This is a genomic window from Clostridium zeae (assembly GCF_017312485.1).
In the GTDB taxonomy this organism is placed as follows: domain Bacteria; phylum Bacillota; class Clostridia; order Clostridiales; family Clostridiaceae; genus Clostridium_AR; species Clostridium_AR zeae.
In genome coordinates, this window is record NZ_BMBA01000013.1 from 37022 (window position 1) to 56752 (window position 19731).

Annotated in this window: 20 protein-coding genes; 11 read left to right on the plus strand and 9 right to left on the minus strand. The window is 29.2% G+C overall.

Going from position 1 to position 19731, the window contains the following annotated elements; genetic code table 11:
* Positions 1-88: 88 nt before the first annotated feature.
* The 3 genes from J3477_RS25160 (at position 89) to J3477_RS25170 (ending at position 3185) form a co-directional block, all read left to right on the plus strand.
* Entirely contained in the window at positions 89-595 is a 507-nt protein-coding gene (locus tag J3477_RS25160; RefSeq protein ID WP_206872987.1) for a GNAT family N-acetyltransferase, read from the plus strand.
* 281 nt (positions 596-876) lie between these two features.
* Entirely contained in the window at positions 877-2031 is a 1155-nt protein-coding gene (alr, locus tag J3477_RS25165) for an alanine racemase (protein WP_228731368.1), read from the plus strand.
* 200 nt (positions 2032-2231) lie between these two features.
* Positions 2232-3185, plus strand: a complete 954-nt coding sequence (locus J3477_RS25170) for a 2-hydroxyacid dehydrogenase (protein WP_206872989.1) — start codon at positions 2232-2234, stop codon at positions 3183-3185.
* 149 nt (positions 3186-3334) lie between these two features.
* Here J3477_RS25170 and J3477_RS25175 read toward each other — a convergent pair whose 3' ends face one another.
* On the minus strand, positions 3335-4165 hold the full coding sequence (locus J3477_RS25175) for an RMD1 family protein (RefSeq protein ID WP_206872990.1): 831 nt from the start codon (positions 4163-4165) through the stop codon (positions 3335-3337).
* A gap of 703 nt (positions 4166-4868) precedes the next feature.
* Between J3477_RS25175 and J3477_RS25180 the strand changes: the two genes are divergently transcribed.
* Positions 4869-5162, plus strand: a complete 294-nt coding sequence (locus J3477_RS25180; RefSeq protein WP_206872991.1) for a hypothetical protein — start codon at positions 4869-4871, stop codon at positions 5160-5162.
* Positions 5163-5340: 178 nt separating this feature from the next.
* On the opposite strand, the gene J3477_RS25185 is transcribed toward J3477_RS25180, so the two are convergent.
* A complete protein-coding gene (locus J3477_RS25185) occupies positions 5341-6036 on the minus strand; it encodes a GGDEF domain-containing protein (protein WP_206872992.1) in 696 nt (231 codons plus the stop codon).
* Positions 6037-6501: 465 nt separating this feature from the next.
* Here J3477_RS25185 and J3477_RS25190 point away from each other — a divergent pair, with 465 nt between their 5' ends.
* A complete protein-coding gene (locus tag J3477_RS25190) occupies positions 6502-6924 on the plus strand; it encodes a flavodoxin (protein ID WP_206872993.1) in 423 nt (140 codons plus the stop codon).
* Positions 6925-6946: 22 nt separating this feature from the next.
* Positions 6947-7564 carry a DUF3793 family protein gene (locus J3477_RS25195; RefSeq protein WP_206872994.1) on the plus strand — a complete coding sequence of 206 codons (618 nt, stop codon included), beginning with the start codon at positions 6947-6949 and terminating at the stop codon, positions 7562-7564.
* A 372-nt stretch (positions 7565-7936) separates the two neighbouring features.
* On the opposite strand, the gene J3477_RS25200 is transcribed toward J3477_RS25195, so the two are convergent.
* From J3477_RS25200 to J3477_RS25210, 3 genes are all read right to left on the minus strand, one after another.
* The gene (locus tag J3477_RS25200) at positions 7937-8320 is read right to left on the minus strand and encodes a hypothetical protein (RefSeq protein ID WP_206872995.1); all 384 of its coding nucleotides are present in this window, start codon (positions 8318-8320) and stop codon (positions 7937-7939) included.
* A gap of 278 nt (positions 8321-8598) precedes the next feature.
* Positions 8599-9696: an MGDG synthase family glycosyltransferase gene (locus J3477_RS25205; RefSeq protein WP_206872996.1), complete on the minus strand. Its 1098-nt coding sequence runs from the start codon at positions 9694-9696 to the stop codon at positions 8599-8601.
* Positions 9697-10220: 524 nt separating this feature from the next.
* Positions 10221-10481, minus strand: a complete 261-nt coding sequence (locus tag J3477_RS25210) for a late competence development ComFB family protein (protein WP_206872997.1) — start codon at positions 10479-10481, stop codon at positions 10221-10223.
* Positions 10482-10877: 396 nt separating this feature from the next.
* Here J3477_RS25210 and fabV point away from each other — a divergent pair, with 396 nt between their 5' ends.
* The gene (gene fabV, locus J3477_RS25215; RefSeq protein ID WP_206872998.1) at positions 10878-12068 is read left to right on the plus strand and encodes an enoyl-ACP reductase FabV; all 1191 of its coding nucleotides are present in this window, start codon (positions 10878-10880) and stop codon (positions 12066-12068) included.
* Positions 12069-12170: 102 nt separating this feature from the next.
* Here the strand turns inward: fabV and J3477_RS25220 are convergent, their stop codons facing one another.
* From J3477_RS25220 to J3477_RS25230, 3 genes are all read right to left on the minus strand, one after another.
* Entirely contained in the window at positions 12171-13232 is a 1062-nt protein-coding gene (locus tag J3477_RS25220; protein ID WP_206872999.1) for a WG repeat-containing protein, read from the minus strand.
* Between the two features lie 130 nt (positions 13233-13362).
* Positions 13363-13515, minus strand: coding sequence for a hypothetical protein (locus J3477_RS25225; protein ID WP_183279981.1), 153 nt, complete (start codon positions 13513-13515; stop codon positions 13363-13365).
* A 407-nt stretch (positions 13516-13922) separates the two neighbouring features.
* Positions 13923-14231 (minus strand): hypothetical protein, encoded by a 309-nt coding sequence (locus tag J3477_RS25230; RefSeq protein ID WP_206873000.1) that lies wholly within the window; start codon positions 14229-14231, stop codon positions 13923-13925.
* Positions 14232-14486: 255 nt separating this feature from the next.
* Between J3477_RS25230 and J3477_RS25235 the strand changes: the two genes are divergently transcribed.
* The 4 genes from J3477_RS25235 (at position 14487) to J3477_RS25250 (ending at position 18203) form a co-directional block, all read left to right on the plus strand.
* A complete protein-coding gene (locus J3477_RS25235) occupies positions 14487-14900 on the plus strand; it encodes a HutP family protein (protein ID WP_206873001.1) in 414 nt (137 codons plus the stop codon).
* A gap of 645 nt (positions 14901-15545) precedes the next feature.
* The gene (locus J3477_RS25240; RefSeq protein WP_206873002.1) at positions 15546-16538 is read left to right on the plus strand and encodes an ABC transporter substrate-binding protein; all 993 of its coding nucleotides are present in this window, start codon (positions 15546-15548) and stop codon (positions 16536-16538) included.
* A 2-nt stretch (positions 16539-16540) separates the two neighbouring features.
* Positions 16541-17422, plus strand: a complete 882-nt coding sequence (locus tag J3477_RS25245) for an ABC transporter permease (protein WP_206873003.1) — start codon at positions 16541-16543, stop codon at positions 17420-17422.
* Complete coding sequence (locus J3477_RS25250; RefSeq protein ID WP_206873004.1) at positions 17409-18203, plus strand: ABC transporter ATP-binding protein; 795 nt, start codon at positions 17409-17411, stop codon at positions 18201-18203. Before J3477_RS25245 ends, J3477_RS25250 begins: the two co-directional genes overlap by 14 nt.
* Positions 18204-18382: 179 nt before the next feature.
* Here the strand turns inward: J3477_RS25250 and J3477_RS25255 are convergent, their stop codons facing one another.
* On the minus strand, positions 18383-19531 hold the full coding sequence (locus J3477_RS25255) for a M50 family metallopeptidase (RefSeq protein ID WP_206873005.1): 1149 nt from the start codon (positions 19529-19531) through the stop codon (positions 18383-18385).
* Positions 19532-19731 lie beyond the last annotated feature (200 nt).

A 19731-nucleotide genomic window follows, 5' to 3' on the forward strand; every position in this document is an offset into this window, starting at 1 on the left:
GTTTATGAATTTATTCACAAGCTTCTATCTTTACTTTTAGATGAAATTTTCTACACCTATGTTAATATATATCTAAGGAGGCGATTTAATGTCAAAAAATATTGATACTAAGCTTGAAGGCTTTAATCTTAGATTTGCCACGAAAGAAGATATCAGTACTATTTTAGGTTTTATAAAAGAATTAGCTGAATACGAAAATATGCTTGAAGATGTCATTGCTACAAAAGAGAGATTAAATGAGTGGCTTTTCGAGAGAAAATCTGCTGAAGTTATAATAGCTGAATTTGAAAACGAACCTATAGGCTTCTCATTATTTTTCCACAACTTCTCTACCTTTTTAGGCAGATCAGGTATTTATCTAGAAGATTTATATATAAAACCACAGATGAGGGGAAAAGGGTTCGGAAAAATTATGCTTGCATATCTAGCAAAACTTGCTGTTGAAAGAAAATGTGGAAGACTTGAATGGGCCTGCCTTGATTGGAATGAGCCATCAATCAAATTCTATAAAGGTTTAGGCGCAAAGCCTATGGATGAATGGACCGTATATAGAGTTCATGATAAATCCCTTGAAAATCTAGCTCAAAAATTTTAAGCTACTAAATAATAGTATAAATACCATCTATACTTATAAAACCTAAGTTCTTAAGAATTTAGGTTTTATTGTTGTAGACTAATATAATTTATTCAGATGGAAACCTTATATATAATGTAAATATACTATACAATAAAAGATGGTTATATTAAACTTTTATATAACTATCTTTTATTCCATACCACTTAGATAAAAATATAACTGCAATATGGATGTTTGATAAGTACCACTTAACTGATACAATAAATATATAGATTATTTAGGAGATGATGGCTTTGAAGATGATGCATCCAGTTTGGGTAGAAATAAATCTTGATAATTTAGAATTCAATTTGAATCAAATAAAAAATAAGATAGGAAATAGTGAAATAATAAGTGTTATAAAAGCTAATGCCTACGGACATGGTGCTCTAGAATGTGCAAAACTTTTATCAAACATAGGAATAAACAGGTTTGGTGTCGCTAATATTATGGAAGCTATTGAACTCCGAAAAGATGGTGTTGATGATGCTATAATGATATTAGGAATATGCGGAGAAAACGCTATAGAGGAACTAATAAAATACGATATTGAAGCTACTGTATCAACTTATACTTTTGCTAAAAAGTTATCAGAAGCATCAGTTGAAAATCATAAAATAAGTAGCATTCATATAAAGCTAGATACTGGCATGGGAAGAGTAGGTTTTCTTCAAAGCGATGAAGATATAAAGATTATAGAAGATATATGCAATCTAGAAAACATAAAGGTTGAGAGTATCTTCTCTCATTTTGCATCAGCAGATAGTAAAGATAAGAGCTATACTGAAAAGCAATTAGATATATATAATAGAGAGATTAAAAGAATTAATGATAAGTACAATGGAAGAATTAAAAGAAATATTGCAAACAGTGCTGGAATAATAGATGTTCCTGAGAGTTGCTATGATTATGTAAGACCTGGAATAATTCAATATGGCTATTATCCTTCTGAAGATGTTATGAAAGAGCGCTTAGATTTAAAGCCAGTACTAACATGGAAAAGCAGGATTGTACATTTAAAAATGTTAGATGAAAATAATTATATAGGCTATGGTCAAAAATTTAAGACCACAAGAAAGAGTAAAATAGCTACTATACCTGTAGGATATGCAGATGGTTATTCAAGAATACTTTCTGGGAAAGCTAAAGTTATAATAAACGGAAAACTCGCTCCTGTTGTTGGAAATATATGTATGGATCAGATTATGGTTGACGTTACTGATTTAGAAGATGTTCAATTATCAGATGAAGTAATACTTTTAGGTAGATTTGAAGACGTTAAATTTGATGCAGATGATATAGCAGAAATAATGGGAACTATAAATTATGAAATTCTTTGTAATATAGGAAGAAGAGTTACGCGAGTATATAAAAGACATGGCGAAAGAACTGATGTTGTAAATTATGTATTTTGATTTAAAAGGCTATTGCATTTTGCAATAGCCTTATTTATAAGTAAAGAGTTATAATATTATTGTGTACTTATAGATGAACCACTTCATAATTAAATATATATTTTCAAATTCTCCTCTCAGAACCCAGAGGAGTTTTGAAAATAGATTTCGGATTGAAGTGTTTCATCTTTACATTGTTATTAATTAAGGAGGAGATACTTATGAAGATAGTATTATTAGAGCCGTTAGGCATAAGTAAAGATACTCTTTCAAAGCTATCATCAAAGCTTAATGAAATGGGGCACCAGTTCCTAGCTTTTGATACAGTTGAAAAAGATATTGAAATATTGAAAGAAAGAGCTCAGGGGGCTGATATCTTAATGATTGCAAACAATCCATTAAGTGGCGAAGTTATAAGAAGTGTGGATACACTTAAATATATAGCTGTAGCTTTCACTGGAGTTGATCATGTTGATAAATCAGCTTGCGAAGAAAGAGGACTAAAAGTATCAAACGCAAAAGGTTATGCAACTGAAGCCGTTGCAGAACTTACTATAGGAATGATAATTTCTCTACTTAGAAATGTTAAACAATGCGATGAAGTTGTCCGCACGGAAGGTACAAAACTTGGACTTGTAGGAACTGAATTAAACGGTAAAACTGTAGGTATAGTTGGTACTGGTGACATAGGAATAAGAACAGCACAAATCCTTAAAGCCTTTAACTGTAAACTTCTTGGATACAGTAGAACAGAAAGAACTGAGGGAAAAGAACTGGGAATCACTTATGTAGACCTAGATACTTTACTAAAAAATAGTGACATAGTATCTCTTCATGTTCCATTAACAGAACAGACGACAAAACTTATAAATAAAGAAACCTTATCACTAATGAAAAAAAACTCTATCCTCATAAACATGGCAAGAGGACCTGTTGTGGATAGCGCTGCACTTGCAGAAGCCTTAAATAGCGGAACTATTGCCGGAGCAGGGATAGATGTTTTCGAAGTTGAGCCACCAGTTGCTTCATCTCATCCACTTTTTAGCTCAAAAAACACTCTAGTAACCCCACACGTAGCTTTTGCTACTAGCGAATCTATGATAAAAAGAGCAAATATAGTTTTTGATAATGTCTATGCATGGATAAATGGTGAAGAAAAAAATATAGTTTTTTAGACATCCAAACATTAATTTTTCAATAGATGCTAATATATAAATTATCCTGCAAAACAGCTTAATTTCAGTTTCATTGGCATCTATATAAATTAATCCATAAAAAAATCAACTCTAGATGAGTTGATTTTTTATATTATATATATACTTTTTTATCTAAATATTATATCTCTAAAAGCCATTATTACCTCAATAAGTATTAATAATATTACTATGATTTCAAGATTATTTGCTCTTTTAGAGTGACTTAAGTTAGCAAAAATTTCTATTATATCTACCATAGTTTGTGATTTAGCATTTAACTTTTCATACCTGTCATTAAGTTCAAATAAATCAGCTAAATCATTAAATAAATTTTCAGCGCTTTCATTCTTCCAAGCAATGGCTGGTTTATCGAGAAGCATTATATATGATATAGTTGTATGTTTGAAAGATAGTACTCTTCCAATTATAGAAGCAGCCTGTTTTTCATTAATATTAAGATTACCATTTTCAAGACTCTTTATAATCTTCTCCACCTCATCAAAAACCACATCCATCGTTACTTCAATAGTCTCTAATGCAACTGATTTTGCAACCACTAAAGCAGTCATAGAAAAATGATGTTCATCTATACTATTTATAACCAAGCTCTCATATTCTAATTGCTCTTCCATATGTTCATGTAAAACTATCCTAAAATCTTCTCTGCACTCATATCTCATATATTTATTTAGACTTTTTATACTATTAGGTGTTAGTTTAATTATATTTATAAAATCATCAATTTCATCATTTGTAAAATTTACAAATACAATTGAACCAAAATGATAGATATATACAGCCTTATCTTCTATATTCTTAACATACCCTTGAAGTTGACCATCCTTAAGTATTAATGGCTCCTCCCACTTTATCTTCTTGTTTATATCAAATCTTTTAGCTATGTTAGATATGCTAAACTCACTACATATTGCCCTAGCCTTAAATATATATTCTTTCATTATTTCCTCCATAAATTATTAAAAGCTAACTTAAAAAATGAAACAAATTTCTTTACATATATCTATTAAGTAAAAATATACTTATACTTATTCTTTTCTATTTATATTTTATTGCTGTTATACTATCTGCAAATAATTATTTAATATATCCTATTAATATAAATCTATTAATATTTAATAATTAGAAAAATAAATTTTCATAAATATTCCATGTATTTAAATCTTTATTCAGGTTATATTAATATCATAAGGAACATGGTGATAGGTCAATTCTTATAAATAGTTTAATCTATTTTTGTAAGAGGAATTTAAATAGTTGCAGTTAAAACTGTTGTTATTTAAATAAGATTTTATATGGTTAGGAAAGGCTTTATTATAGTCATTTCTTGATTATAATAAGGTCCCAACTTATCATATAAGGTCGAGATAAGATTTTATAGAGTGTTGTAATGGTTTTATATAGCCGAAAGGTTATATATAGTTGTGTAAATATTTTATGAGGTCGAGCGAACCATTAATACTTGGTAGTGATGTGCTTCTTTATAGTCGAAAGATTATACTTAGGTGATAAATTATCTTTATTAGTGCTAGTCATATCACCATGTTTCTTATATTAAAAACAAATTTAACACCCCTACTCTGGTATACTTTGCCACCTTAATGTCAATAATCCTAAGGATTATAAAATTAGGTGGTGTTTTTTATGAAAAAAATATATAAATTTTTAGGTTTAGATAATATAGAAAATTTTTGTAAAACTGATACAAAAGATTTAATTAAGCTTTCTATAATATTTCTCGTAGCTTCTTTATATTCATCATTTTATACTTATGATTATTATAGAAGTTATTTAGGCCATTCATCTGACTCAACACTTATTGGAAATGCAAAAGGCGCATTTGTAACTTCCTTGGGCTTGGGATATACATTTTTATATTTTTTCATAAATATATTCCTATCTAGAAGAAACCCTATAAAATCTAAATTGAAGAAATAAATTAGGACATAGTAAAAAAACAGCCTAATGTTCTTATGGCTGCTTTTTTGTTGTTAATAGTTATTAATTTAAAATTATTATTTATATAATAGTTCTAGTTTAATTATCTACTTGTACATACTCTAAGCTCTTAATGCTTACAGCTTTTAATAAAATTATATTTTATCATATAAAACAATTATAAAACTAAATCTCCAACTTCCGAATATACAACTTTATTTTTTATTTCTTTGGCCTTGTACAATGCTCTATCAGCTAAATCCACTAATAATTGAGTATCAACTTCTTCGAAAACTGAAACTACACCTATACTTACAGTAATACATCTTTGATCCTGTCTAAATGTAAATACATGACTTCCAACTAAGTTCCTTATCTTTTCTGCTACCATAATGGACTTTTCCTTATTAGTTTCAGGTAGGATTATTGCAAACTCTTCTCCTCCGAATCTAGTTATAGTATCTTTAGATCTTATATTAGGCCTTATTATATCAGCTAGTTCTTTTAGAACCAAATCACCAGCACTATGTCCGTAGGTATCATTTATTAATTTAAAGTTGTCCACATCTATCATTAACAATGATATTCCTAACTCATTATGTCTTACTTTTTTCATTTCATTTAAAATCTTACCAACAAAAAACCTTCTATTGTACAACTCTGTAAGCTTATCTGTATATGCAAATACATGAAGATTTTTTATTGTTACTCCACACCTAAAAGCAAATACTATATCTATGGCTGAAATTACAATCCATAAAAATATAACATACTTTCTTTGAATATATAAATCTAATATATACCCAATAATATGAAGCATTAATACATTGGCAGAAATAATAAATGGGGCAAATTTGTTAAAAAATCTATCCATTTTATCCCTCTTTTATATAAAAATACGTTTATCATTATATCACTTTTGATAACTATAATAAATATATAGATAAACTACTTCATATTAGAATTTATCAAAATAAAGATTCGTAGAACCATCGAAATCTTTATTTTGAGTTTAAGGATTGAAATAGTTTATCTATAGTTTACATTTAAAAGTGCTATACGTGACTTATTTTAATCTAAGCATTTGTTAAATTGCTCACTAATATATATTATAATACTTAAAGTAACTATACTAAAGTACTTAAACCCTTATGATTATATTTTTTTATTTATAAAGGTGTACAGATTAGTTCAGATATTTAATTATATCTCATATGAATTTATTGTTAAAACATAAATATTTTTCATACAACGTATTGACAGTTAATTGATAAAATATTATCATTTAATTGATAATGAATTTCATTACTAATACTTTAATGAAAAGGTGGTTAGACTAATGTCAAAGGTAACTATTATTTATTATAGTGGTACAGGCAATACAGAAAAAATGGCAGAATTAATAAGTTCTGCACTATCTGAACAACATTCCGTTGTCAACCTATTGCAAGTATCTTCAGCAAATAAGAACGATATAGAAGATTCAGATGTAATAATCTTAGGATCCCCATCAATGGGAAACGAAGTGATAGAAGAAACAGAAATGGAGCCTTTTATCGAATCTATAAAAGAAGTTATTGCAGGTAAAAAAATAGCTCTATTCGGATCTTATGGTTGGGGAGATGGAGAATGGATGAGAAATTGGCAAGATAGAATGTCTGAATACGGCGCTATTCTGTTAGCAGATGGCCTTATAGTTAATGGATATCCTGAAGGCAATGAGGAGGACCGCTGTATAGAATTTGGCAAATCATTAATATAAATTGTATTTAGGAGGTTCTAATTTGGATAACCTATTGTTTTTTAGAAAATTAGACGCTATGCGGGATGAAGATTATATTAAATCTTTTATCTCATATTTGATATCACCAGTAATAACAGGAGTTAAACCATGTTCAATAATTAATATATTTAATAATACTAGAAACCTGTTACCCTTATGGCATGATATAAGCTTACAATTTACGTCTAATTTAGAACTAGACTATATGCCTATAGAGCAATATAACGATAGGGAAACTATCTTAATTTATGATAAATCCTCCGTTACAAATATATTAAAGTGCCAAAAAATTAGATCCTTACTAGCAACTTATGGATACACTGATTTAGACAATACTGATATTGTTCTAGATTATTTGTATAAAAGACTAAAATCAAATAACTTTCCTCATGAAGCAGGAGTTTTTCTTGGTATACCACTTCATGATGTAGAAGGTTTTATAAAGAGAAGTGAACCTTGTTTATTATCAGGTTATTGGAAGGTTTACTCTGAAGCCAATTATGCTAAGGAGATATTTGAATTGTATGATAAGTCGAAAGACTTAGTTGCCGATTGTATCTTAAATGGCAATGATATACGATCACTTAGCAAAAATTTTACACCTCCATTTTTAAATTAAGTAACGACATACCACTTCAAACCGAAATCTATTTTTAAAACTCTAACGGTTTTTGGTGACAGAATTTAAAAATATAAATTTTATTACCACGTGGTACATCCATAACTGTCAGCCCTTAAGCATCTATGACCCCAAAAGATTGGATGCCAATTTATAATAAAGCTTATCGCGTACCATTTATTAAAGATGTACCAGTTCGATCTAAAAACATAAGTTTTATTACGAAGTGTTACATCTCCAGCTTGGCTCTGCCGCCAAGTTAATAAAATTAATTACTTACAATACTATACTAAAAGCCTATATCTTAGCTGCAAGATATAGGCTTTCTTCAATTTATTAAATTACTATTTATATTAAATTGAAATGTTTTAATTAATAATTAAGTGCTGCATCCATGCTTAATAACTGCACATCGCTCACAAAAACAGGTTGTCCAGCAAGTAAAAACCAGTGTCCCATAGCTAGATTATTAGCAAGATACATCATGAACCATTCATCATAACTTTCTAGCTCAAATTCAAACTGTCTATAGAAGGTAGTATAATTCTCTACCTCGTTAACTTTTCTAAGTCCCTTTATTTCAGAGAATGTAAATCTCTTTTTAGAATTAGTTTTATCATCACCTATTACCTTACCCATAAGTAATCCATAACTAGGATCATCAAACCATTTATTTATTGCATCTTTAAGTACATGATTGTAGTTCATAGGTAATATAAGTTTCTCATCTAATGAAATAGTTAATTTAATCTTCATCCACGCACCCCTTAAAATATTAACTATAAAGATGAATCACGTCTCAATTCATCTTTATTTTATTACTTTTCATCAAATATTTTATAATTCTTAAATCTTACTACCTCTATATATTATCTCGAAATATACTTGAATGTAATAGAATTGTTTTGGGTACAAAGTTAATTATTAGTATTGCTTGTAACTATTATTTTTTTATATTATCAAATAAAAACTGCATCTAAATGAATTCAAATTTAAATAGATGCAGCCACTTTTATAACTATAAAAAAGAAAGATTACATTGCTAATAAAGATGTCAATAAATCAACAGTGCTATCTAATGATGTGTCCTTAATTATTCGTTCTATATTTTCTTTCATTGCTTCAAGCCTTTTAGGGTTATTAAATAGTTCTTTTACAACCTCATCTAATCTGTCTACCTCAGTATACAATGCTGCTTCTTCTCCAACTAAAAATGTTACATTCTCTTCTTCTTGTCCTGGAATATAATAAGGCACTATTATAGGTAGCTTTTTATTTAAAGCTTCTGTAATAGTAAGACCACCAGCTTTAGTTATTATAACATCAGAAACATCCATAAGTTCTGAAATCTTTTGAGTATATCCAAGTATAATGAGCTGCTTATCAAGAGGAACACTTTCATATATGCCTTCAAGCTCCTGTTTAAGCATTACATTGTTACCACAAACTACTATAACTCTTATTGGTACATCTACCTCCATTATTCTCATCAAAGCTTTTTTCATAGACTTTACTCCCATACTTCCTCCCATTAAAAGTATAGTGAACATATCATCTTGCTTTAATGAATTGCTTGAGTTTAAAAATGTTCTTTTTATAGGAATTCCATATGTATGAACCCTATTCTCATCAACGCCTTTTTCTAAAAGACTACTCTTAGTATAATTACTTCCAACTATATATCCATCTACCCGTGAATTTACATAAGAACTATGTGCCTTGTAATCTGTTACTACCGAAATAAATGGAATATCTATTTTCCCAGCATCTTTTAAAGAAGAAATTACACTTACAAGCAAAGGATGAGTTGATATTATTAAACTTGGTTTATATTCTTTTATTATTTCATAAGTGCTTTCCTTTATGGAGCTTCCCATTATCTTGTTTAATCCTACACTAGTAACTCTATGATTACTAGCTTTGTACAACATACCAAATAAAGTTGGAGTTTTAGTTGCTAATATCTCATATCCTCCAGATACCACTTTATCCAGCATCTTTGCACTTTCTCTTATAGGCTCTATACATTTAACCTCATACCCCTTGTCTTGAAGTTCATTTTTTAAAGAATCAGCCACTGAATTATGACCTTGTCCTGTAGATGCTGTAATAATTAATATCTTTCCGTTCATATATATCACTCCTTTTAATATTCACACTTAATGTTGAAAATATTAAAGTTAAATCTTATCTACAAATTAACCTCTATATTTAAGTACTACTTCTAAAAAGCGCCTTTAACAACTACAGTACTTAGTATAAAGGTATTTAATTAAAATTCTCTTAAGTAAATCTGAATTATTTCTTAACAAATTCATAACAACTTCTTACTATTATTATAATATCAAATATATATTTAATTTTCTTAGTACATTCTTATATTTAACTTAATTTAATAAACTTTTAAATTTGCACATCCTAAGTTAATATGCGCAATAATTTTTTTTATAGTATGTAATCATAAAGTAATTATAAATTTCACAGTTATTAATATCAATTATTTTTATATGGTGGTTTTACATTCTCTTACCTATGTAAAAATTTAGAAAACTAAATCACAGTAGTTTGAAAACTACATACCTCGTAATGCAATAAAAAAATCCTATCACAGCATACATGATAGGATTTGTGCTAAATTCATTATATTTATATATTTTTAGTGAAACGGATTATCACGGACTTTTTCCATAGCCTTAGTTAATTCATTTATCACATCTATTCTAAACTGAGTCTTCATTTCATTCATCTTATTGTATAGCCTTCCGTTCTCAGAAGCAGCATAAAGCGGCTTTAAATTGTTCAGAGCAATTGCCTTAACATCATCTATACACCTACTACAAGTACATACCCCTTCATAATTAACTAAGACCACAGGAAGTAAATCCTCAACTATATCTTCCATACAATTTTTTATCATCCTATTCTCCTACAATTAAATTATATTTGTTATAAATACTACTCTTGATGTATTCTTAAGATTATTATATTAATAATATTAGCCCTAATATTAATTTATATATTATAAACATTATATACTTTCTAATATATATTTTCGTCCATTTATTAACAATCTATATAGATAAATCCTATATTATAGAAATAATTTGATTTAAATTTAAAATCTATAATTACAATTTATAAATTACCGTTTGAAAATATAACTCCATTTTATCACTATTTTTCATTAAATTAATCAGACGTATCCCTTGTGCAAGTAAGATTTTGTTGAACAAATTACTTTGAATATCAAATTATTTTATGATAAACTAAGAATACATATTCTATTGATAAAATATCGCGTGAGGAGTTAAGTATGATAATTAAACCTAAATTTAGAGATTATATATGTTTAACAGCTCATCCAGAAGGTTGCGCTATAAATGTACGTGAACAAGTTGAATATATAAAAAAACAAAAAAATATAACAGGACCTAAAAATGTTCTTATTCTTGGAGCTTCAACTGGTTACGGATTAGCTTCAAGAATAGCAATGGCTTTTGGTGCAAAAGCAAATACTATAGGCGTTGTCTTTGAAAGACCTGCCGCTAAAACAAGAACCGCTAGTGCAGGATGGTATAATACTGCTGAATTCGAAAGATTAGCAAAACAAGATGGCCTTTATTCTAAGACTATAAACGGTGATGCTTTTTCTAATGATGTCAAAGAAAAAGCTATCGAATTAATAAAAAATGACTTAGGAAAAATCGACTTAGTTATTTATAGTATTGCTTCACCAAGAAGGATTGATCCAATTACAGGCCAAACTTATCAATCAACATTAAAACCAATAGGTGAAGCCTATACAAACAAAGCAGTAAACTTCCACACTGATATAATACAAGAAGTAACAATATCTCCTGCTTCAGAAGATGAAGTTGAAAGCACAAGAAAAGTTATGGGCGGAGAAGATTGGGAGCTTTGGATTAAATCTTTATCAGAAGCTGGAGTTTTATCTGATGGTGCATCAACAGTAGCATACACATACGTAGGTTCAGAACTTACTTATCCTATATATAGAAATGGTACAATAGGTGAAGCTAAAAAGCACTTAGAGAAAACATCTGAAGGGTTAAACCAATATCTTTCACCTATTGCTGGAAAAGCTTATATATCTTCAAACAAAGCTTTAGTAACTCAGTCAAGCTCAGCAATTCCTGTTGTTCCTCTTTATATAGCTTTATTATTTAAAATAATGAAAGAAAAAAATATCGATGAATCTTGCATTGAACAAATCTATAGACTTATGGATTCAAAATTATATTCTGATGATAAACTTGATGAAAGTGAAATGATTAGATTAGATGATTTAGAATTAAGAGAAGATATACAAAAAGAAGTAATAATTCAATGGGATAAAATAAACTCTGAAAACATTAGAGAATTAACCGATATAGAAGGCTTCAGAAATGAATTCTTTAAACTTTTTGGCTTCGGTCATGAAGGGTTAGATTATGATATTGATATAGATCCTAATGTTGATATCCCTGGTTTGATTCAAATATAGTTTTATAAATCCAATAACTCTATACTAAAATCAATAAAAACAGCTGTATTATGACGAGTTTTATCTCCCATAGTATAGCTGTTCTTTTAATTACCTGATACATTAAATTATAGAAAGCACTCTCTTATCCATAGTATACTTTTCTAGGTTTACTTTGTTTTTTGAGTAGAAAATTACTTTTCCGTCCTTATTTATATAACCATTTCTGTCATCCATTAAAAACTCGCCAAGTCCATATTCAAAATCAAAAGCCATTTGTAATGCCGGCTTAACCTTATAATTTCCCTTTAAATCTATATATCCAAACTTATTATTCTCTTGTACTGAAGCTAACCCCTCACTATAGTAAGATGTATTTTCAAATTTGAAGTCAGAAGCAGGTTTACCTGAAGAATTTATATATCCCCAGACCTCTTTGCCTCCTCTATCAATTCCTACAGCACATCTTCCTTCACTAAATTCTAATGAATAGTCAAATAAGAACCCTGTAACATATCCACCCTGCTTGTTTATTACAGCTAACTTACCATTTTTCATCACTATAGCAAGTCCTTCAACAAAACTCTCCGCCATATCAAATTGAGCAGGAATTACAACACTTCCTCTCTTATCTATATAGCCATATTTATCCCCATCTTCAAAAACTGCTAAGCCTTCATTAAAAAGACTACAGCGATGAAATTTTGTACTTATTACTATATTACCTTTAGTGTCTATATACCCCATCTTTTCATTATCTCCTACAACCGCAAGCCCCTCACTAAAACTACTAGCTTCTTCATATCGAATAGGGATTTGTACCTTTCCACTTGAATTAATATAGCCCTTCTTACCATCCAATTCCACCAAAGCCAATCCATCTGAAAAATTCATAACACCATCATATTGTGGATCAACAATCACGTCTAAATTTTTATTAATGAAGCCATATTGTCCATCTCTTTCAATAATGGACATTCCACCAAAAAACTCGAATGCTCTAAACTCATTGAAAGTTTCTGACATTTTACCATCATAGCTTATAAATCCATAGCCATCCTCTCTATAAAATGGAATAAAACCTTCAGACGCTGGCAAAAGACCTAGAAACTGAGGCTCAATCACAACATCACCTTGTTCATTTATGAATCCGTAAAGTTCTCCTTCTAAAAACTTATATAACATAGTTTCCTCCAAACCACATAAACTTCATAATATGATATATGATTTAATCATGAAATTATGAACCTAAATACACGAGATCAACATAATAAAAGAGCATCCAAAATGAATGCTCTTCCATAAATTATTTTTACTATTTAGAAATTTCTTTTTCTTTTTTTATGTCTCTGTCTACTGCCTTTATAAGTTCATCTACTTCATCTGTCTTTTTTCCCGCAAGTATCAAATTTCTCTTTTGTAGTTTCAAGTTAACTAATTGTTCTTCCAATTCCTTTAGTTTTGTCATCGTCCAAACACTCCCCATCTCAAACTCTCATATTCTATAAATTCTTCATTTCTACCCCATGTAAAAGTCTATGGATGTACCACTTCGCAATAAAGTTTATATTTTTAAATTCTCTGCTCAGAACCCAGCAAAGTTTTAAAAATAGATTTCGGATCGAAGTGGTACATCTATAATACCATTTATAAATAAATACCTAGCTTACTTTAATTAAAATCTGCTTTTTTATATAAGTTAATTATATAATAAAATCACTGTAATTACATAAGAAATTTATTAACATTTTTTAACATTTATTTCCTGTTTTCGATGCATATATATCATATAAATAATCCGCAGTTTATGACCTATGGTCAATAATTTCTCATATTTTAGTATATAATATGTTCATATTTTCATAAAGTTACTATTCAGCTTACCTTAGACGTTCTAAGCCTTTCCTTTCTTCTTGTGGCTAATCTTAAAACAAAGTCTGAAACTATAGCAATTATTATAGGTATAATAACTGATAAATAGCCAAAATCTATGATAAAACTATCATTCTTTTTCCTAAATTGAAATACCATGTACCAGTCTTGTCCTAAAGACATTGATGTAAAACCTTTAACGTCATAATTATAACTAATAACGATGATAGTTATTATTAAAATAACAAATGCAATTACACCATATTTTAAAACTCTTATAATATATTCATTTGGCACTGCTCTTTCCTCCATATAGATGAACCACTTCATAATTAAACTTATATTTTAGGATTGAAGTGTTTTATCTTTAAATATACCTTCTCTAGATATTGATATGAAATTTCTATAAGCAAAATTACTGTAGTTGATGAATTTTAAAGAATAAATAAAAGAATATGTATTATTAATTTGTTGAACTTACTCTTCTATAATGTGATAATCTATTATGAGATGAAAATGCAAATTTTTTTCATCTATATACTAAATTTAATTCATGGAGTTGATATTATGAATTGGGATAGCAATTATATAGCTAAAGCATCTATACAGATGGCTATATCAAGTAGAGAAAGCGAAACAAATCTTATAAACGATTTTAATCATAAAGGTATTAAAGCTGTTGCTGTAGATGTTGGCGGAAATCTCCTGTCATCAATACCTAAAATCATAGAGAGAGCTTTAGTAGCTTCCAAAAGAAATGGTCTCATAAGAGATTGTCATGTTCATGATGGTGCAGTTGCAGGTGCAACGCGGGAAGCATTGATGCAAGTTTCCGCAAAGGCTAATGGTCTTAATGTAGGCGGAAAAATAGGGATTGCACGATATGGTGAGCATATAAGCGTATGTATATTCATGAGTATAGGGCTTCTTCATTTGAATGAGGTAGTTATTGGATTAGGTCATAGATCTATACCAGAATAATCGTACATAAATAGATCATAATCTAGCGCTTTAAGGTTGCTTATAATAAATTATTTTATAGGTATACCTTCTTATTAAGATAAATAATTTTTCACTGTTTAAAATTATATAAATTTGATACATTCCCTATACACAGCGTTTTTTATTATTAAATTGTTAACAAAGCGAACGATGCGCTAACTCTTTGAAAAATATTACTTGCATTCGTATTAACAATGTTAATTGCAATAGCACTAATACCCATATTGACAACCTTTATTAGCTATTATAAAATCTGTTTAAGTCATTTGTAGAAATTTTGTAGGTAAAGATTAATAGTAAAATTAATTAATCTTTTGTAATTTTTTTAAGTTTTTTATAGAAAAACTTCGTAGTAGTATTGTTATGACTTAAATTTACGTTTAAAACTGTAGTATTTGTAGAATTTGTAGGAGATAATGAATTTTTAGGCCTTTATAGGTTTTATTTGTGATATCACAAACTCTCCTAAGTATTTTCTTAGTGAGAGTTTTTTAGTTATACACTAACTTAACCTAAAGTATATAAAGTCTAGAATTAATATTCATTAGCTATATAGAGTCTCTATTATTTACGCTATAGAAACTCTTTATTTAATATTTATTTTAAAAATTGGAGGATGGTAGTATGGTAGCACAGAGAAAAAAAATCATTTCATTTCTTTCCTTAGGAGTATCAGTATTTCTTTTAGTTGGGTGTAGCTCAACTTCAAAAAGTTCTAACAAGGTGAAAAATATAGGAATAACTCAAATAGTTGAACATCCAGCTTTGGATTCTGCGAGAAAAGGCTTTATAGCTGCTCTTGAAGAAAATGGTCTAAAGGATAAAGATAATATAAATATAGATTTTCAAAATGCCCAGGGTGATCTACCCACAACTCAAAGTATTGCTCAAAAATTCGTATCTGAGAAGAAGGATTTAATATTTGCAATTTCAACCCCAAGTGCGCAAGCAGCATTTAATGCCACTAAAGATATTCCAATTGTAATAACTGCAGTTACTGATCCACAAAAAGCAGAATTAGTAAAATCTAAAGATAATCCAGATACAAACGTAACAGGAACAAGCGATTACGTTCCTATAGATAACCAATTTCAGCTAATAAAAGACTTAATACCAAATGCAAAAAACATAGGCTTCATATACAACACAAGTGAAACAAACTCGCAAAACCAGCTTGATGAAGCAAAATCTGTAGCTTCAAAATTTGGATTTACTATAAAACCTGTAGGGGTAACAAGTACTAATGACGTTCCATCAGCACTTGATGGATTGCTATCAAAGGTTGATGTTCTGTACACGCCTACTGATAACTTAATAGCTTCTTCTATGCCTATAATATCTAAGAAAGCTATAGATCATAAAATTCCTGTTATTGGTGCTGAAAAAGCTCATGTTGATTCTGGTGCCTTAGCTACAAAAGGCATAGACTACTACAAGCTTGGTCATGAAACTGGCCTTATGGCTGTTAAGGTATTAAACGGACAATCTCCTAAAAATATGCCTATTAAAACACTAGATAATTTGGATATAGTGGTAAACGAAGCTACAGCAAAAGCTTTAGGAATAACAATACCTGATAAACTTAAGGGTAATATTAAGACCGTAGGAGGTAATTAACTATGTGGTTAAGCATCCTAGAACAAGGTCTTATATTCGCAATAATGGCTCAAGGAGTTTATATAACTTATAGAATATTAGATTTTCCTGATATGTCTGTGGATGGCACCTTTGTTTTAGGTGCATCTGTTGCAGCCGTTTTTATATCCAATGGAATGAATCCGTATCTTGCAACGCTTCTCGCATTTTTAGCTGGAATGTTAGGCGGGTCATTGACAGCTTTACTTCATATAAAATTCAATATATCCAACATACTTTCAGGAATACTAGTTATGCTTGGTATATACTCAATAAACTTAAGAGTAATGGGAAGACCAAATATACCTTTGTTTAATAAAAATACAATATTTAATCACAACCTACCCAACGTAGTAACTATATTATTGATAGTCTTAACAACTAAAATATTGTTTGACTTATTTATAAAAACTAAGTTAGGCTTTCTCCTAAGAGCAACAGGAGATAATCATCAGTTAGTAACTTCACTTGGTTTTAATTTATCAGTAACAAAGCTTCTTGGCCTTATGATATCAAATGGATTAGTAGCTTTGTCAGGAGCAATAATGGCTCAATACCAAGGCTTCTCTGATATAACTATGGGTACAGGCACTATAGTTATGGGACTTGCTGCAATAATATTAGGTGAATCTATCTTTAAGACTTTTAAGTTTCTTAAAGCCACAACCTTAGCTACTTTAGGTGCCATATTATATAAAGGTGTAATTGCTATAGTCCTTAATCTAGGATTGCCTCCAACAGATCTCAAATTAATAACCTCTCTTATTGTAATAGTTATACTAGCTATATACAGCAAAGGCGGCAAGCTAGTATTTAAAACTGCAAACGCAAAAAATAAAGGAGGTGTTTCCCTTGCTTCAAATTAGTAATATTAAAAAGTCTTTTAATAAAAATACTGTAAATGAAAATATATTATTTGATAATCTTTCAATAACTATAAATGATGGTGATTTTATTACTTTAATAGGAAGTAATGGTGCTGGTAAATCTACTTTATTAAATATAATTTCCGGAAATACCAATTTAGATGAAGGCAGCATTTTATTGAATAATAAAAGTATAGAAAGCCTTCCTGAATATAAAAGAACCAAATTTATAGGCCGTGTATTCCAAAATCCTTCTAGTGGTATCGCTCCATCTATGACGGTATTGGAAAATTTAACAATGGCTAACAGTAAAAATAAAAGATTTAATCTATCTTTTGGTGTAACAAAAAAAGATAGGGAATTATTTAAAAATATATTATCCAATCATTCACTTGGATTAGAGGAGAAATTAGATGTTAAAGTTGGAATGTTATCTGGAGGTCAAAGGCAGGCTCTTTCTTTAGTAATGGCTACTTTATCAAAGCCTGCATTACTTCTTTTGGATGAACATACTGCTGCTTTAGACCCTTCAATGTCAGAGAAGGTACTCAATATAACTAATAGTATAATTAAAGATAATACTATAACTACTTTAATGGTTACTCATGATCTTAATCAGGCTATCTCTTTAGGGAATAGATTAATAATGCTTCACAGAGGTAAGGTAGTAATCGATATATCTGGTGAGGACAAGAAAAGCCTAACCATAGAAAAACTGCTTGGATACTTCAAAAATATATCAGATATAGGTTTATTAAGCGATAGGTCATTATTTTCTTAACAACTTTTCGAAGTTTAACTCATTTTAGCTTTGTTATCATTTAAAAATTCTAAAATTATTAGTTAATAAAAATTAAGGCTAAATAAGTGAACTACTTATTTAGCCTCTCTTTATGAACATATATATCTACTTAATTATAATTTAAAATAATCATCTAATTTTTCAAAATTTATCCAAACTTAAATATTCAAGTTCTTCTTAGCAAAAGCCATCATCTTTTCAATTTGATCAGCTTCAAAAATAGCCTCTCCTCTTACAGGATAACTATCTTTAGCGCCTAACCCATAACGACCTAATTCTATAGCTTTTTTATAATCATTATTAATGTAAAGTTCATATGCAATCTTTACACGATATCCTGATATAGTATCATTTTGTGAAATACTCTTTTTTATCTTTTCAAAAATATCTTTTGCCTTATTGCTATCTTTACTTATTGAGCAGTAAGCATAAAATACATTGTAAAGCATCTCTGCTCGATAATATTCTGGATATACTTCAATATTTTCTTCAATTAGCTTTATAAACTTCATAGCTTTATCTTCATTTCCCAAATCTAAAAAATGATAAAACCTATAGTAATTCATAACAACTCCCGAAATGTCATTGTCAGCTAAATAGTTATTATCACTAAAGAAACTTGTATTAATATCTCTAGGTCTTATACCAGCCATAAGCTGATTGCTTACTAACACAGTAGATAACTGGGCCATATCATCAGGTGATTTTCTAATGACGCTTAATGCCAGTAATCCATCAGTTTTAAATCCTTTATTTGAGAAAGGTACGATGTTTATCAACACAGTAAAGATCCCTACACCCCATCCTAATATGAAGAATGCACTTAAAAGAAAATTATTTTCTTGCGGTGCTATATATAATGATCCTAGAAAGAATACTATCGATAAAATAACATTTACAATGATTCCACCTAAAGAATATATAACAAGTTTTGAATATACCTTATCTGTACTAGTTGGGAGCATAGAACATCTGCTACCATAGCCTAGATTTCTTTCTGTACCATATCTCAGCTCATCATTCTCTCTATACCAGCTAAATGGTCCGATTTTATAACTAAACAGCTTAAACCTAACCAAAGTTCCCGCTATAAGATGCCCAAATTCATGAAGCGCTAAATGTATGTAAAAAACTAAAAAGAATAATATTATTACTACTAACCAATGATAAGGTTTAACATTATCTGTTGGCAGGTTTAATACTTTTATGCTTTGTCTCTTTACAAATATAAATGCTAAAACCACACCTAATGCTAATCCAAAAATTAAATTAATGGTTGTATCAATTGTCGATTTCTTATTTGCCATGAATATTCTCCTATAATGACTATTTTTTATGCATTTCTACTATACCTTCTATCTTATAATATACATATAGAATTATAACTTCAACCATTAATTTATTCTTGCCTAAATCATATAAGCTTCTTAATAATATTAGTCTACTAAAACCTTTTCATACATGATAAAATAACTGTATTGATACAGACATATTAGGTGGTGAAGTT

Excerpts from the sequence above, each read along its gene's own strand:
- J3477_RS25160 (WP_206872987.1), top strand. The coding sequence starts at position 89 with ATGTCAAAAAATATTGATACTAAGCTTGAAGGCTTTAATCTTAGATTT.
- alr (WP_228731368.1), top strand. The coding sequence starts at position 877 with ATGATGCATCCAGTTTGGGTAGAAATAAATCTTGATAATTTAGAATTC.
- J3477_RS25170 (WP_206872989.1), top strand. The coding sequence starts at position 2,232 with ATGAAGATAGTATTATTAGAGCCGTTAGGCATAAGTAAAGATACTCTT.
- J3477_RS25175 (WP_206872990.1), bottom strand. The coding sequence starts at position 4,165 with ATGAAAGAATATATATTTAAGGCTAGGGCAATATGTAGTGAGTTTAGC.
- J3477_RS25180 (WP_206872991.1), top strand. The coding sequence starts at position 4,869 with ATGAAAAAAATATATAAATTTTTAGGTTTAGATAATATAGAAAATTTT.
- J3477_RS25185 (WP_206872992.1), bottom strand. The coding sequence starts at position 6,036 with ATGGATAGATTTTTTAACAAATTTGCCCCATTTATTATTTCTGCCAAT.
- J3477_RS25190 (WP_206872993.1), top strand. The coding sequence starts at position 6,502 with ATGTCAAAGGTAACTATTATTTATTATAGTGGTACAGGCAATACAGAA.
- J3477_RS25200 (WP_206872995.1), bottom strand. The coding sequence starts at position 8,320 with ATGAAGATTAAATTAACTATTTCATTAGATGAGAAACTTATATTACCT.
- J3477_RS25205 (WP_206872996.1), bottom strand. The coding sequence starts at position 9,696 with ATGAACGGAAAGATATTAATTATTACAGCATCTACAGGACAAGGTCAT.
- J3477_RS25210 (WP_206872997.1), bottom strand. The coding sequence starts at position 10,481 with ATGATAAAAAATTGTATGGAAGATATAGTTGAGGATTTACTTCCTGTG.
- fabV (WP_206872998.1), top strand. The coding sequence starts at position 10,878 with ATGATAATTAAACCTAAATTTAGAGATTATATATGTTTAACAGCTCAT.
- J3477_RS25220 (WP_206872999.1), bottom strand. The coding sequence starts at position 13,232 with ATGTTATATAAGTTTTTAGAAGGAGAACTTTACGGATTCATAAATGAA.
- J3477_RS25225 (WP_183279981.1), bottom strand. The coding sequence starts at position 13,515 with ATGACAAAACTAAAGGAATTGGAAGAACAATTAGTTAACTTGAAACTA.
- J3477_RS25230 (WP_206873000.1), bottom strand. The coding sequence starts at position 14,231 with ATGGAGGAAAGAGCAGTGCCAAATGAATATATTATAAGAGTTTTAAAA.
- J3477_RS25235 (WP_206873001.1), top strand. The coding sequence starts at position 14,487 with ATGAATTGGGATAGCAATTATATAGCTAAAGCATCTATACAGATGGCT.
- J3477_RS25240 (WP_206873002.1), top strand. The coding sequence starts at position 15,546 with ATGGTAGCACAGAGAAAAAAAATCATTTCATTTCTTTCCTTAGGAGTA.
- J3477_RS25245 (WP_206873003.1), top strand. The coding sequence starts at position 16,541 with ATGTGGTTAAGCATCCTAGAACAAGGTCTTATATTCGCAATAATGGCT.
- J3477_RS25255 (WP_206873005.1), bottom strand. The coding sequence starts at position 19,531 with ATGGCAAATAAGAAATCGACAATTGATACAACCATTAATTTAATTTTT.